Source organism: Pseudomonas tremae, from assembly GCF_023278125.1.
In the GTDB taxonomy this organism is placed as follows: Bacteria; Pseudomonadota; Gammaproteobacteria; order Pseudomonadales; family Pseudomonadaceae; genus Aquipseudomonas; species Aquipseudomonas tremae.
In genome coordinates, this window is record NZ_CP066270.1 from 3,057,785 (window position 1) to 3,071,847 (window position 14,063).

At 55.9% G+C, this 14,063-nt stretch carries 14 protein-coding genes and 2 pseudogenes; 6 read left to right on the forward strand and 10 right to left on the reverse strand.

Annotated features, from left to right (window positions below; translation table 11 throughout):
- Window positions 1-34: 34 nt before the first annotated feature.
- Both I9H09_RS13865 and I9H09_RS13870 read right to left on the reverse strand, forming a co-directional pair.
- Window positions 35-586 carry a DUF4174 domain-containing protein gene (locus I9H09_RS13865; RefSeq protein WP_005893114.1) on the reverse strand — a complete coding sequence of 184 codons (552 nt, stop codon included), beginning with the start codon at window positions 584-586 and terminating at the stop codon, window positions 35-37.
- Between the two features lie 79 nt (window positions 587-665).
- The gene (locus I9H09_RS13870) at window positions 666-1,910 is read right to left on the reverse strand and encodes an aspartate aminotransferase family protein (protein ID WP_122323851.1); all 1,245 of its coding nucleotides are present in this window, start codon (window positions 1,908-1,910) and stop codon (window positions 666-668) included.
- A gap of 103 nt (window positions 1,911-2,013) precedes the next feature.
- On the opposite strand from I9H09_RS13870, the gene I9H09_RS13875 reads away from it, so the two are divergent.
- Window positions 2,014-2,919 (forward strand): LysR family transcriptional regulator, encoded by a 906-nt coding sequence (locus I9H09_RS13875; RefSeq protein ID WP_122346448.1) that lies wholly within the window; start codon window positions 2,014-2,016, stop codon window positions 2,917-2,919.
- 76 nt (window positions 2,920-2,995) lie between these two features.
- On the opposite strand, the gene I9H09_RS27190 is transcribed toward I9H09_RS13875, so the two are convergent.
- On the reverse strand, window positions 2,996-3,868 hold the full coding sequence (locus I9H09_RS27190) for a methyl-accepting chemotaxis protein (protein ID WP_371903714.1): 873 nt from the start codon (window positions 3,866-3,868) through the stop codon (window positions 2,996-2,998).
- Window positions 3,851-4,921, reverse strand: a pseudogene (locus I9H09_RS27195) (methyl-accepting chemotaxis protein); the annotation flags it as partial. The gene I9H09_RS27190 and the pseudogene I9H09_RS27195, both read right to left, overlap by 18 nt.
- Window positions 4,922-5,116: 195 nt before the next feature.
- Here I9H09_RS27195 and I9H09_RS13885 point away from each other — a divergent pair.
- Entirely contained in the window at window positions 5,117-5,623 is a 507-nt protein-coding gene (locus I9H09_RS13885) for a GAF domain-containing protein (RefSeq protein ID WP_122313159.1), read from the forward strand.
- A 15-nt stretch (window positions 5,624-5,638) separates the two neighbouring features.
- Here the strand turns inward: I9H09_RS13885 and I9H09_RS13890 are convergent, their stop codons facing one another.
- Genes I9H09_RS13890 through I9H09_RS13895 form a run of 3 tightly spaced genes read right to left on the reverse strand, consistent with a single transcriptional unit; the run spans window position 5,639 to window position 7,272 of the window.
- The gene (locus I9H09_RS13890) at window positions 5,639-5,884 is read right to left on the reverse strand and encodes a hypothetical protein (RefSeq protein ID WP_122313158.1); all 246 of its coding nucleotides are present in this window, start codon (window positions 5,882-5,884) and stop codon (window positions 5,639-5,641) included.
- 33 nt (window positions 5,885-5,917) lie between these two features.
- Window positions 5,918-6,052, reverse strand: a complete 135-nt coding sequence (locus I9H09_RS26910) for a hypothetical protein (protein WP_255871602.1) — start codon at window positions 6,050-6,052, stop codon at window positions 5,918-5,920.
- 53 nt (window positions 6,053-6,105) lie between these two features.
- Window positions 6,106-7,272, reverse strand: a complete 1,167-nt coding sequence (locus tag I9H09_RS13895) for a DUF2314 domain-containing protein (protein WP_122313157.1) — start codon at window positions 7,270-7,272, stop codon at window positions 6,106-6,108.
- 290 nt (window positions 7,273-7,562) lie between these two features.
- Between I9H09_RS13895 and I9H09_RS13900 the strand changes: the two genes are divergently transcribed.
- From I9H09_RS13900 to fliB, 3 genes are all read left to right on the forward strand, one after another.
- Window positions 7,563-8,066, forward strand: coding sequence for a GNAT family N-acetyltransferase (locus I9H09_RS13900; RefSeq protein WP_005893128.1), 504 nt, complete (start codon window positions 7,563-7,565; stop codon window positions 8,064-8,066).
- A gap of 311 nt (window positions 8,067-8,377) precedes the next feature.
- Window positions 8,378-8,956, forward strand: coding sequence for an ATP phosphoribosyltransferase regulatory subunit (locus I9H09_RS13905; protein ID WP_053479959.1), 579 nt, complete (start codon window positions 8,378-8,380; stop codon window positions 8,954-8,956).
- Window positions 8,957-9,147: 191 nt separating this feature from the next.
- Window positions 9,148-10,314, forward strand: coding sequence for a flagellin lysine-N-methylase (fliB, locus tag I9H09_RS13910; protein WP_122313156.1), 1,167 nt, complete (start codon window positions 9,148-9,150; stop codon window positions 10,312-10,314).
- Window positions 10,315-10,482: 168 nt separating this feature from the next.
- On the opposite strand, the gene I9H09_RS13915 is transcribed toward fliB, so the two are convergent.
- From I9H09_RS13915 to I9H09_RS13925, 3 genes are all read right to left on the reverse strand, one after another.
- The gene (locus tag I9H09_RS13915) at window positions 10,483-11,664 is read right to left on the reverse strand and encodes a glycoside hydrolase family 10-like protein (protein WP_248972572.1); all 1,182 of its coding nucleotides are present in this window, start codon (window positions 11,662-11,664) and stop codon (window positions 10,483-10,485) included.
- Window positions 11,665-11,743: 79 nt separating this feature from the next.
- Window positions 11,744-13,036: a glycoside hydrolase family 68 protein gene (locus I9H09_RS13920; RefSeq protein WP_248972573.1), complete on the reverse strand. Its 1,293-nt coding sequence runs from the start codon at window positions 13,034-13,036 to the stop codon at window positions 11,744-11,746.
- 11 nt (window positions 13,037-13,047) lie between these two features.
- On the reverse strand, window positions 13,048-13,233 hold the full coding sequence (locus tag I9H09_RS13925) for a Com family DNA-binding transcriptional regulator (RefSeq protein ID WP_080268116.1): 186 nt from the start codon (window positions 13,231-13,233) through the stop codon (window positions 13,048-13,050).
- A 283-nt stretch (window positions 13,234-13,516) separates the two neighbouring features.
- Here I9H09_RS13925 and I9H09_RS13930 point away from each other — a divergent pair.
- A pseudogene (locus tag I9H09_RS13930) lies at window positions 13,517-14,023 on the forward strand (zinc-binding dehydrogenase); the annotation flags it as partial.
- Window positions 14,024-14,063 lie beyond the last annotated feature (40 nt).

A 14,063-nucleotide genomic window follows, 5' to 3' on the forward strand; every position in this document is an offset into this window, starting at 1 on the left:
GTGAAGCGCGCGGTGACGCGCGCAATGGCATCACTCAGTCATCCAGCGCCTTGCCAGGCGCGCCACCCTTGACTGGCTTACCGGGCTTTTCGGGCTTTTCCGCCGGCGCGGGTTTGGCTTCAGGCTGCGGTGGCGGCGCGGAAGCTTCCTGCTCTCTCATCGGCATTTGGTCGATGGTGGCGAAGATCTCCTTGGGGTCTATCGACTCTGACTTTCCGACAGTCCTGTCGATTTTTTTCTCGCCGTCCTTACCCACCAGAATGACCTTGGTCCCCACTCCTGCACCCAGTTTCAACTCGCGAATCAAGGCCATGGTCGATTGTGCATCAAGGGTTTTGCCGTTGCGTTCGCCGATGGTATTGACGATCGTGTACAGCACCATATGACGCTGCGAAAACGCTTCACGATTGGCCGGCTCGTCCAGCGCCTTCTTGAGCTTGACCAGTGTCGGATCGACCGTGCTGGGCGCAATGATGATCAGCGGACGCGACGTACCGCGTTCTTGCACCAGCGGGTTTTCGTCAGCGGCAAGCGCTGTGCCGGTAGCAACAAGCAGGGTGGCGAGGGTCAGGGACCGGATTAACATGGTGGGCTCCTTTCAAATCCATTGGGTAGCCATCGCGCAGACACACACGACGCTTGTCCCTTCTACCGCAAATGGGAGGTTACGGTACAGCCCGGCGTAGTCCTTTTCCTTCATCCAGATCCTGGGCTGAACGTGCAAGCGACCGCTGGCCGGCGCTGTCGAGTGCTGCCGACAGCCGCTGAACAATCTGTGCAACCTCGGCAGCATCGAGCATCAGAGGTGGCAACAAACGAATGACCTTGCCCCGTGTGACGTTGATCAGCAGAGCATGTTGCTCGGCCGCGATCTGCGTCAATTCGGGGATCGCTTCTTGCAATTCGATGCCGATCATCAGCCCTCTACCGCGAATCTCCAACACATTCGGATGTTCGCCAAGCGCGCTCTGCAGTTGCTCAAGCAAGCGCTGGCCCTGAATCCCGGCGTTTTTCACCAGTTCCTGTTGCTCGATGATGTCGATCACAGTGCACCCGGCACGACACGCGAGCGGATTGCCGCCGAAAGTACTGCCATGGCTGCCGGGCGTGAACAATTGCGCAGCCTTGCCCCGCGCCAGACAGGCGCCGATCGGTATCCCGTTGCCCAGTCCTTTGGCCAGGGTCATGACATCGGGCACGATGCCTTCATGCTGAAAGGCAAACCACTTTCCGGTGCGGCCCATGCCGGTCTGGATTTCATCAAGCATCAGCAACCAGTCGCGGCGCGTGCAGCGCTCCCTCAGCGCCTTGAGATACCCGGCCGGCGCCACTTGCGCGCCGCCCTCCCCCTGAATCGGCTCGACCAATACCGCAGCGATCCGGTGCCCGTGAGTGACGCAGACTCTATCGAATGCTGCCAGATCACCGAACGGGACCTTGACGTAGTCACCCGGCAAGGTGCCAAAACCCAGGCGCACGGCCGGCCCGTCGCTGGCTGACAGCGTGCCCAGCGTGCGACCGTGAAAAGCGTTTTCCATGACCACCACCAAGGGTTGCTCGATGTACTTGTGCCAGCCGTGCAGCCGAGCCAGCTTGAGCGCAGTCTCGTTGGCCTCGGCACCGGAGTTATTGAAAAACACACGCTCCATGCCAGAGAGCGCTGTCAGCTTCTGCGCCAGGCGTTGCTGCCAGTCAATGCTGTACAGATTGGAGATGTGCAACAGCAACCCCGCCTGATCACGAATCGCCGCTACCAGCAGCGGATGCGAGTGACCGACATTGGTCACTGCCACCCCCGCCACGGCATCCAGGTATTCGCGCCCGCGCTGGTCCCACAGACGCGTGCCCAGACCATGAGTGAAACCAATGGCCAAAGGTTGGTAAGTGCTCATCAGGCAGGCAGTGGTCATCGCGTGAAGCTCCTTGGGTAGATGTCGATTTTTGCAGTATGGTTAACCACTTCTTATGGATAAACAGCGCAATACTTCAATCATCTTAAAGTCAGGATTGATAATGGATTTGTTTCAGGCGATGCGTGTGTACGTAAAGGTTGTCGAGGCAGGCAGCCTGACGGCAGCGGCGCAGGCATGTTCGATTTCCACTACGATGGTCGGCAACCATCTGCGCGCACTGGAGCAGCGCCTGGGCGTCAGCCTGTTACAGCGAACCACCCGCCGCCAGCGCCTGACCGAGTTCGGCACGGCGTACTACGAGCGTTGCCTCGAGGTATTGGGCCTGGTCGCCGAGTCCGAACAACTGGCCGAGCAGGCACAAGGTGATCCGTCAGGCACACTGCGCATCACCGCGCCACTGACATTCGGCTCGGAAGTGCTGGCACCTGCACTCGCAGAATTCTCCCGGCACTTTCCACAAGTCAGGCTCGATCTGGTGCTGACCAATCAGCGCCTGGACATGATCGATAATGGTTTTGACGTTGCAGTGCGCCTGGGCAATATTCCAGAAGCTTCGCCGCTCATTGCGCGACCCATGCAGGACTACACCCTGACCATTTGCGCCGCGCCGGCCTACCTGGCTCGCCACGGCGTGCCCACACACCCTGAAGATCTTCGTGCGCATAATTGCCTGCCGTTCGCCTACCCCGCCGGAGACGAGTGGCGCACTGCGGGCACCCAATGGCGCATGACAGGGCCTGAAGGCGAGGTGCTGGTAGAGGTGGACGGTTCGCTGGTTGCCAACACTTCCGCCGGTCTTTATCAGGCGGCTCGCGCTGGAATGGGTATCGTGATGCTGCCGGATGCGCTGGTTCAGCGAGACTTGCAGGAGGGCCGGCTGGTTGCGCTGCTGCCCGACTATCACCTGCCGAGACGCCCGATGAACCTGCTGTATGTACAGGACCGGTACCGGTTGCCGAAGCTGAGAAGTTTTGTGGAGTTTGCGTTGCAGCGCTGGGGCCGCTAGCTGTCAGAGCGCGTGCGCGTCGCCCCTACCGGTGCGTGGCATTGCGCCCGCACCGGAGTATTGCCGAGGGTAAACGTCAGACTTTGAAACGGTTGACCAGGCTTTGCAGGTGCCCGCCCAAGCGGGCAAGCTCCACGCTCGACGCGGCAGTCTGTTCACTGGCCGAGGCGGTCTGTTCCGAAATGTCTCGCACATTCAGTACGCTGCGATTGATCTCTTCAGCCACCGCGCTCTGCTCCTCAGCCGCCGCAGCAATCTGATGGTTCATCGTCTCGATGGTCGAAATCGCCTGAGTGATGTTACTGATCGAGACGCCCGCATTGCGAGTCAGCTCGACACTGTTGGCGGTCAGCGCCTGGCTGTTGTCGAGAATCGTGGCCACTTGCGTGGTGCGACTGTGCAATCCGCTGATCAGGGCAGCAATTTCCTCTGTCGAGGTCTGCGTGCGTTGCGCCAGACTTCTCACTTCATCTGCAACGACCGCAAAACCACGTCCAGCTTCGCCCGCCCGGGCTGCTTCGATGGCGGCGTTGAGCGCCAGCAGATTGGTCTGTTCGGCCACTGCCTTGATAACGTCCAGAACGCCGCCGATCTTGTTGCTTTCGCTCTTGAGGTCATCCATTGCAGATTTGGAATGCTGCACTTCGGTGGCCAGTTTTTCGATCTGTGCCACGGCCTTGGAAACTACGCCATCGCCTTCACGCGCTTCTTTCGATGCGTTGACCGCAGCATTAGAGGCCTGCTCGGCGTTTCTGGCGACTTCCTGAACGGTCGCCGACATTTCGTGCATGGCGGTGGCGACCTGATCCGTTTCGCTTTTCTGGCTGTTCACACCCGCGCTTGTCTGCTCGGTCACTGCCGAAAGCTGCTCGGCGGCACTGGCAATCTGGGTAACACCGTCACGCAATCCGCCGATCAGCTCACGCAAATTGGTCGTCATGCGCTGCATGCTGCTCTGCAGACGTCCGAGCTCATCCTTGCGGGTGACCGCCTGATTGTGCGTCAAGTCGCCATCTGCGACACGCTCGGCCAGCTTCAATGTTTCGAGCAGCGGACCTACGATCAGGCGGGTAATCACCCAGGCCGCGAGGAAACTCATGATCAGCGCCGCAACCAGCCAGACCGAAAGCAGCGTCTTGGCCTGATCGACGTCTTCAATACGCAGATTCACCTGGTTGGCGGAAAGCTGGTCGGCCGACTTGAACAGAACGCCGATCACTTTGGTGATACCCGCCTGGGCCTCATCAATAGATGCCTGTGCAGCAGTGAACTTGTTCATGGTGCTCTGGTAGCTGACCATGGAATCTACAAGGTGATTGATCGTTGCAGACTGACTGTCGAACCCTTGCAGACCTTTGACAAAGTTGATGACTGTATTCATCGAGGCTTCTGCCGGCGCCCTGTTCTCGGTTTTCAGAGAGTAGGTATAACCGCGCAGATCGAAACGCATTTTCTGAAACAGTGTCATGGCCTGAACAATAGCGTCGCGCTGTGAAGCAGTGCCCTCATCCGACCTCGCGAACGCATTCAGCTTCTGCAAGTCTTCAGCCCCGGCATCAGCGTACTGGCCAAACATTCCACGGGTCGCCTCGCGGGCGGCAGTCGCCCGCATGAGGTTGTCATAATGGACCCGGTATTCAACCAGCGCTTCGGCAGCAGCATTTACCAGCGGTATGTTCAGCGGGGAGTCGAATACCTCTTGCGCATACTTGACGTGGTTCTCGAGGCGCTCAAGAGCCTTCAGCCAGTCATTGGCGCGCTCGGCGTCGTAGTTTATCCAGTACGCCAGGCGTGCGATGCGAACATCACGAGTCAGCGTGCTCATTTTGCCGATGTCGGCAATCCGCTCGCTTCGTTCGCTCAGCGAAGTAATGCCGGTCCAGCCCGTCAGCGCAATCAGCACCGTCAGCACGATGACCAGAGCAAAGCCCAGCGCTAGCTTGGACCGGACAGAAATATTGCTCAGAGTGTTTTTCAACTTAAGTCGCTCTTTATAGGTCATCGGGTGGAGTTACGGGGCTGATCCTTGCCACCTGCTCAGTCCAGTAGTCGGCTGAACGACGCCGAACTTTAAAGCTGGCGTCAATAATTCATGCTCACAAATAATTCACCAGAGGCTGTAACGTATATGGCTTTTTTAAACGGCTCGGTTAGCATGGTGCGCTGCGCACATGAATGAGTACCCCCGGAGAATGACATGAGTTTGGCGTTGACAACTTCAAGGAGCTGCTTGACCACTGAGGAACGCTCTGCGATCGCCGAGATCGAGGCCACGACCAATGTCTTGCGGCTGGTTACCCGGCTGACCGGAATGCGTTTTGCGGGCATCGCGAAATTTACCGAATCGGACTGGATAGCCTGCTCGGTCTATGACCCGACAGACCTCGGCATCGACGATGGCGATGTGTTACCGCTCGAGACCACGCTGTGCAGCGAGCTCTGCATCAACCCCCAACCCTTGTTCGTACCGCAGATCAGCCAGAACGGCAGGTACGCCAACCGCCCGGTGGTAAAACGTTACGCCATAGAAAGTTATGCGGGTGTGCCTATCTATCTTCCGGACGGCCAACTGTATGGCGCGCTGTGCGCACTGGATTCACAGGTGACGCTGTTTGAAGACCCTGATCTGCCGGAAACCCTGACTCTGTTCGCGCGGCTGATCGGGTGTATTTTCTTCGCCAATATCACCGACACCAACGCCTGAAACAGAACAACCCGGTCAAGGCCGGGCGGTATGTTGTGTCGCCACATACAGAGCAGGTTCAAGCATTGCGCTGCTGAACCGGCCCTCATCGAGTTGCATGGTACGTTGTGGCGAAACAGGTCTGGACGGGGTTTCTGCGTCCAGCGTATCGGCAGGCAGGTCGACGCCGAAATGAGAAAACGGTTCTTGTGCAACCATACCGCCAGCCGCCAGAACCAACAGCAGGAATACGCCCGCAACGGGCTCTTTTGATACGCACATAACCGCTTCTCCACTTCGGTAAAACGATTCGACTCAAGGCAGGCAACGTTGCACAAAGCCGCAGAGCTGTGCCGGGCTGATGCCGATCACCTGCTGCGCGGTGCAACCCGGAATCAGCGATCCGACATGGCCGATATGCTGCGCGCCCACCACCATAAGTGAACGCAACGGTACACTTATGGTGAAATAGAGGCAAGACCTTATTTTTTGCGAAGGCCGCGCTACACGCTTTGCAGGTACGCGCCCAAATGATCGTGCAGGAAGAACGCAAGCAGCGTTCCTGCAAGCATTGCCAGCAAATCCAGCGCTCTGGCTTTGCCCCACATCGGTGTGCGCTCACGAAGTCGAAAATACCAGGGGCCAGTGCAGAGGATCAGGCCTTGGCCAAAAATCCAGACAAGCGCAATGAAAACTCCTGTGCTCAGAAAGCCTTCATCCCGGACACCCCACCGGTCCGTCGACTGATTCATGGCGACGAAGTAAAGACCAGCCGCGCCGATGATCGCCATCGTCAGGCCAATAGGCCAGGCTGGAAAACCGGGTCGCTGCATCGCCTTTTCAAGGTTGGAACGATCGCCCTCCAGCAACTCGATAATCCTTGGCCACCCCGCCATACGCGCAAGCGCCAATGCATCATGCCCATTGCTGTTGGTTGCCGCCGGGTCTGCCCCGAAATGCAAAAGCGTGACAACAAAATTGCAATTGCCCGCGAGCGTCTCGCGGTGGACCATCTGCCAGCCCTCTTCGTCAGGGTCCGTGACTAGCGCAGGGTCCTCTTTAAGACCATGTTCGACAGTGCTTTGAGCATTCAAACCCATCGGATGTTCGAGCCGCTCAAGCGTGTCCAAAGCCCGCTTGTCCGACGCGCTGGCAAGTGTACGGGTGAAGCAGACTGGCGACTTGCCTTCAGCGGGCGGGACAAGCATCACCGTGCCAGCCTCACCGAAGTCCAGGCCCCATGCCTGATCGTGTGCTATGCGTTCTGCCGCAGACATCCCGGACCGCAGCGCATCAATAGTGAAGCCACCGAATACTCGGTCGTCCGACACATAGACCCAGTCGTTCAGGCTGGTCAGCGGAACCGTAACCGGGTCTCCGGCGCGCATCGAACTCACCCACACGGGTTCATTCATGAGAACGCCTGAAAGGCTCTGGCCGTCGAAATCGACATCCGTCACCCACATGTTCTCGACCGATGGGCTATCCGGGTCAGGTGATTGGGTGGCGAACGATACCTTTACCGCGGCCAGGTCCAGCCCTTGAACAATTCGGCGGCGCTCCCAGGACATTTCCCGCCAGAAAAACTTGAACGTGCGCCGCGCACTGGCAGCGGCGGCGCGAAAGTCTTCGCTCTCGCCTTCAACGCCGTAGATCGTATGTTCCTTCATCGACAAGTGATTCCTTGCATGGAAAGATTCAAAAAACGCAGCTGCTGAGCTTCATCGATCACAGTCGGTCAACGATGTCATCTATGTATCGGCTGCAAGTCTCTGGCGCCTTTCTCACAGCGCCAGGCTTGCGGGCGGAATAATCCGGTGCCAGAGTGCCTCGCACAATGCTTGAAATTTTACATGGGCAAGCCCGAGTATATTGTCTGAGCCCTATGTAGTGGTCGCCGAAGTTTCCAATGACGCTTCCTGACTGCGACCGATAGACACCATTCAAGGAATGAATCCAATTGCATACACCTGTCTCGCAAATTCTCATTCAGCGTCTGGCTGAACCCCACCTTGAAGGCGTCACTGCGCTCTACAACGAGCCAGCTGTTTGTCGTCAAGTGTTGCAGATGCCTTATCAGTCCATCGAGGTATGGCGCAAACGTCTGGCAGATAGCACCGAACGCCATCTGAAACTGGTTGCGCTGAGTGGCGGCGAAGTAATCGGCAATATTGGTCTCGAACAATATTTACGCAGCCGCCAAAGCCATGTCGGCGCCATCGGTATGGGCGTCGCATCATTCTGGCAAGGCAAGGGCATTGGCTCAAGATTGCTGGCGGCAGCGCTGGACGTGGCAGACAACTGGATGAATCTGCACCGGATAGAACTGACTGTATTCGCCGACAATGAGGCCGCTCAAGGCCTGTATCGCAAATTCGGTTTCGATGTCGAGGGGCGGCTGCGCAACTACGCAGTGCGCGACGGAGTATTCGTCGACGCACTGAGCATGGCGCGACTGAGATAACTACGCAGATAAAACTGCCGCTTGAGCCCTGCCTGAAAAAGTGCAACGATTAGCCATGAATAAAATTTTTCAAAGCAACCGACATCACCATCACAGCCCCTTTCAAGGCGCTGAGGTTGCGTGAGCTCATCGATAGGCCAAACATGGATTCATGCTCTGCCCCATCAGTGAAACAAACCAAGGCGCCCCAGGCGCCTTTTTTATTGCCTGTCTATTACCCTCAAAAAATCACCCTCAAAAAATGGAGATAACACCAATGACCATGCTACGCGGAACCCGCATCGTGACCGGACCAGAAGCCGCAAACCTGCGTGAAACGGAAAACCGTTTCCGGAGCTATCTTCATCGAAGCTGGCGCTGAGGAAGCAATCGTCCCGGCCTTGTGGGGTCAGGACACGTTTATCGAAAAAGCGGGCGGCAGCGAGATCATCGGTCAGATGTGGGCCTTCAACGACAAGGCCGGACGCGCTTGCTGTCTAATCCCGGAAGCCACTGCCTTGTTTCAGGAGCGCAGCGAAGTACTGTTGAAGGGACGCAGTGAGGCCATGTTTTTCTATGTGGCACGCTGCTACAGATATGAACGCCCTCAGGCCGGACGCTATCGCGAGTTCACGCAGTTGGGGCTAGAAATTCTCGGTCCCTCACCGCAGCAGGCATTGCTGCGCAGCCAGGCGATATGCACCGGCTTTCTCGATTCGCTGGGGCTGGATTACCAACTGAATATCGCCGTCAAACGGGGCCTGAGTTACTACCTGGAAGGCAATGGCTTCGAGGTGCGCTGCCCGGGATTGGGAGCGCAGCAACAAGTCGTTGGTGGCGGGGCCTATCGGGAAGGTGCCGGGTTCGGTATCGGGCTTGAGCGGCTGGTGCTGGCGCTTGAGCGTGATTGACCTCGACTGATGCAGGGCGCCTCTGCCAGGGGCGCTTCTCCACTAACTGGAGTTTGTCCGAAAAGTCAGCCCGCAAGCTTCTTTTGATACAGGCCAGTGTGAGATTGCTCCCCGCCCGCCCCCTGTGTCAAAGGTCGAGGAACCATTATGGCCCTGGAACCACCTATTGATTTAGCTTTCTTGGGGGATGTATGGCTTCGTCATCTGCTATAGCGTTTCATTACGCCCAGTCATTTTCCTGTATCGCGGAGAAGTGCGAGGATAATTGCTGCCAGGAAGGCTGGCAGATTTCTGTAAGCGACCAGCGTGTCGATGCTTATAAACGGTCGTCTCCCGAACTCCTTAATCTGATAGCCAGTGACAATGAAGGTTTCAGGATGAACCTGAATGCGGATAATCAATGTATGGCTCTGCAAGGGGGGCGCTGCTCCGTACATACCCAATACGGTGAGGCGGCTCTGCCGGATATCTGCGCAACGTACCCTCGTATGAATCGTCGGTTCGATGCCTTTATTGTAAAGTCCGCCACAATGAGTTGCCCTGAAGTGGCACGGTTGGTCTTGTTTGGTGATACGCCCTTCCTGCTGGAAGATAGCGCTGGGCCTAATACAAAGGGGGATGGAAGTTTAGCCAACCATTTGATCAAGGTCGATCCTGACAGCTGGGCCTCTATCATTCTTTTTTTCAGCGAGCAGGCGCTGACGCCGCACAGGTCGGTGTACCAGATCATCGGGCAGTTATGCTATGTGGTGTCGGGTCTAGAGGGCCTGCCTTACGAAAAGTGGATGGAAAGCATCCATCGACGTGGCTCCACAACCTCGCCGCTGATGCTAAATCAAGAGCCCGAAGTAACAGATCAATTACTTCAGGTACTGGAAGATATTCTGAAAGCGCGAACCATACCGGAGAGCATGCGAAAAGCCGTATCAGATGCAATTACAGTTCAAAAAAAAGGACCACAGAAACGCCAGCTAAGGGCGCTTAAACCAGAATTTTCTGACACTGCCCAGCATCACGCAGATGCAGCTCTGGAACAGGCGATTAAACGTTTTATTGCGGCCGAAATTACCCGCACTGGTTTTCCTTTTATCTCTACCACACCCGCAGGGCAAGATTATGGTTTGTCTCTCAGTGAATGGACCGCTACCTTGGCGATCCGTACATTGGCTCTGCGTTTGCTATTGTTAGCACACTGCGATCAAGAGCCTGATAACCAACTGCCGCCACAAAAAATCGTTGAGCTCATCTACCGCTATTGCCGTGCGGCCAATCATAATCTCGCTACCGCTAGCGAAATAGCACTGAGACGAAATATCAGTGCAAGGATCCTGGCCATCCACGATACGTCGGTAACGTAAGAGCAGTTGATATGTACCCTACGCTGACCCTCTCCGGTTTGGTGGCTGCAAAATCAAAAAGGAAAGACGGCCGGCAAGAAAATTTCTATAAGGGGTTTGGGGGCAATGTAACTTGAGCTTAAATGCACTTGCCGTTACGTTGATCCCCAAACCCCAACAACAGAAATATTAAACGTCAGCCCAGCGAAGCTTCAGGTAGTCGACCACCTGCTGAGTCTGTGAGGCCCGCAGAAACATATGTCGAAATAACATGCACCCGGAAACCTCAGTCAGAGAATCATTCAGGTCAAGCTGACGGGTAATTTCAGGCACGCCCCCCTCGACAGTCCAGTCGGGCTCGGTGTCTGATGCCGTTCCCACTTTATACAGAGCCATACCAATATATAACGCTGTGCCAGTTCCGCTAACGGTATCCGCCCACCACTGTGTAATGACATCATAACGCGCAACCTCACGAGCAAACGGCCAGTATACCTGCGGGGCGATATAATCAATGATGCCGTCAATGACCCATTTCCGTGTGTCTGCATACGCGAAATCGTAATTAGACGCACCGGCCTGCGTATCAGACCCCAGCGGGTCGTCAGATTTATTCCGCCAGACGCCTGCCGGGCTGACGCCAAACAAGACATCCGCTTTTACGGCGGCTATTTTTTTATGGCATGTATCAACCAGCGAATAAGTGTTATTCCGCCGCCAGTCGGCTTTCGTGGTAAAGTTCGTATTGTATTTCTGATAGGTGGCATCATCCTGCAGCAGCGAGCTGGCAGTTTCATAATAAAAATAATCATCTAATTGAATGGCATCAACATCGTATTTAGTGACAATTTCTTCAACAATACTACTAACCCACGTCTGAACTTCAGGTATCCCGGGGTTGAGAACAAAGCGGTTCGCTGCGGTTCCCGTCCATTCAGGATGCGTTTTAAACACACTGGCCGGTGAGTCAGATGATGAGTTGTTCAGCTCTTCGATTGTGGCATCGCTGGCGTTCATTGATACGCGGTACGGGTTCACCCATGCGTGCAGCTCAATATTGCGAGCATGTGCCTGCTCTATAGCATAAGCCAGTGGGTCAAAGCCGGGATTCTTCCCGAGCGTACCCGTCAGGTACTTCGACCACGGAAGCAGGTCTGATGCATAGAATGCATCTGCGCAGGGAACAACCTGGAATATGACGGCATTCATTTTCATTGCCACAATTTCATCAAGAATGCCGGTCAATTCTTCTTTCTGTTTACTGACACGAGCAGCCTCATCAGTAATGGCCACAGATGAGACTGACGGCCAGTCAAGATTCGTAACTGTCGCGACCCAAGTCGCCTTGAGGTTTTTGTTCGCAGTTGCCATTTCGGTTTCTCCTTTAGGGTTCTGAGTGAACGAAGAACGCCCGCTCTCACAGACGTTCTTCAGGTATGGGAACGGCGTGTCAGCTCAGTTGCACGTCTTTCATCGCAGGAATATAACCGTAGTCATATTCTTCCTGCACGAACGAGCGATCCCCTTTCAAGAGGATTCTCACCGTCGGCGCTTCGGTCCCGCCGATACGATAATCCTCGCCTTCGGTGGGCACGCTGTCGATGAAAGAAGTTACCAGACCGTTTGGCATGACGCAGTGCGAATACGTCTGGAAAGGCTGCTCGGGCGGATTGCCAAGCACCAGGCCAGAAGCGTTCATTGGCCGGTAAGGACCGAACAAATGTTCGCCGACAAAACCGTACACCCCGTCTGGCCCTGTAACACCGTCGGCATACGTGAACTTGTGGCTGATGGTGAACAAGTAATACTTGCCGTCTTGAAACACGTAATGCGGACGTTCGGTCTGATCGTTTACGCCGACCGCTGTTACCAACGGTGGAAGTAGTTCCCACTCTTCACCACTGAGATCCTTTGCGACCGCCAGACCGATACAGCCCACGGAATCTGGCACCCCCACGTCTTCATGACCTGGTGGCACAGGGCCAAGTTCGGCAACCCCTACTGTATGCGAACCGCGTTCACCGGCGACATTGCCTTCGAACACCATGTACAACTTGCCGTCATTGGGATCAATAAACGGACTGGGGTCGCGAAAGTTCCAGGTCGAGTTCTGCGCTTCGGTTTGATAATACGTGCCGTCGGCGTCGAAAAGAATCTTGACGTCGGTAAAGTCTTTCAACTCCACGCCTTTATCAGAGGTAACAATACGACCGCGAACTTTGGCAATCGCTGCGCCAGGCGTGACGCAGGTGTAATAAAGATCAATATCGCCCTTGTCATTCAACAGTATGGGTGTGCCCGCCCACTCTCGTGTTGTAGGCGATACACCCTCGGCCATTACACGGCCACCAAAGATCCAGTCCTTGCCAGTACGCGAGTACCAGTAGCACATGCGTGCGCGGCCATGTCGATCTTCCCAGTCGCGCTTGATGTCATAGCGACCGTCGGGCCCCAGGTACTGAGGGTCGTCAGGATGGCGGTCCGCCGTCAGGGTGATGATCACTGACCAGCCGTTGACCGAAACCACCGTGCCGTCGAGCTCTCGCAGCGGCATGGTATCCCAGATAAATACCGTATCACTCATGACCGGAAAGTCCGGGCTGACCAGTGGCTGCGTGGTGGTCGGGTCATTTTCATTGACCTTCAGCGCATCGGCGCGGGACCAGACAGTGGGTGCGTAGTTGATGTTATCTACGCGCGAAATATGTTTGAACTGGCTGATAGCAGAGCTGCTATTGGACATAGTTAATACCTTTAGATAGTTGTGGGAGGCAGCAGCGACGCTGCTGTACCTCTCTCGCTCAAAGGCGATAACTCAAGGCTCACGGCCTTCACATGATTCAATGTCCCGCAGCGGGGGCACTTGATCTGGAGTTCGGTGTAGTCACCCATGCGAAGCAGCAGCTTCTTGCACTGCCCGCATCTATAGTCTTTCAACACTTGCACTGGTCTCCTTTTGCTTCGCCCAAAGAAAAACCCCGCCTGGGCGGGGTTTGGGTAATCACAATTTACCGGTCGGTGCTGTTGAAAAGCCCGCATCCGGCGGCTGCCCTGAGGCGCAAATCGCATATCGTGGTAACTTTTTACCTCCCTCCGGAAAGTCTGGAAAGAGGCAATTCCGGGGTGGATCGAGTTTGGCCGGAGTTCAACACGAGTTCGACCACAGTTACGCAATTGACACGGATAAACGGTACGAGACAGCGCTTACATCGGCGCGCTTCGAGGCGTGTCGATCTTTGCCGCGCAAATCGCAACGGCGTTGGGAGCAAAAGTCATCGCTACCTCCAGCAAGGATGAAAACCTGCAAGCGGTCAAGAAACTGGGCGCCGTGGCTGGTGTGAACTATCGAACTCATCCCGAGTGGGCAGAGGACGTGCTGAAACTCACTGACGGCAGAGGCGTTGATCTGTTGCTGAATGTGGCTGGCGGCGACGGCATCAATCAGTCGATTGCGGCGACAAAGGCCGGAGGACGTATCGCACAGATCGGTTTTCTGACCGGCCAGACTTCGGTGCTCAACCTGATGCCGGCGATCTTCCGCCAGACCACCTTCCACGGCATCGCCGTAGCGCCTCGCTCGTCTTTCGACCGAATGAACGTCTTCCTTAACGAGCATAAAATTCGCCCGGTGATCGATCACGTCTACCTCTTCGAGCAGGCTCGCGAGGCCTATGAACACCTGGCCAGAAGAGCATTTGGCATAGTAGTGATCAAGGTCGGTCAGGCCTGAGACGGACGTGACCCTGCAACACACATTCCCCCTGTGTGTT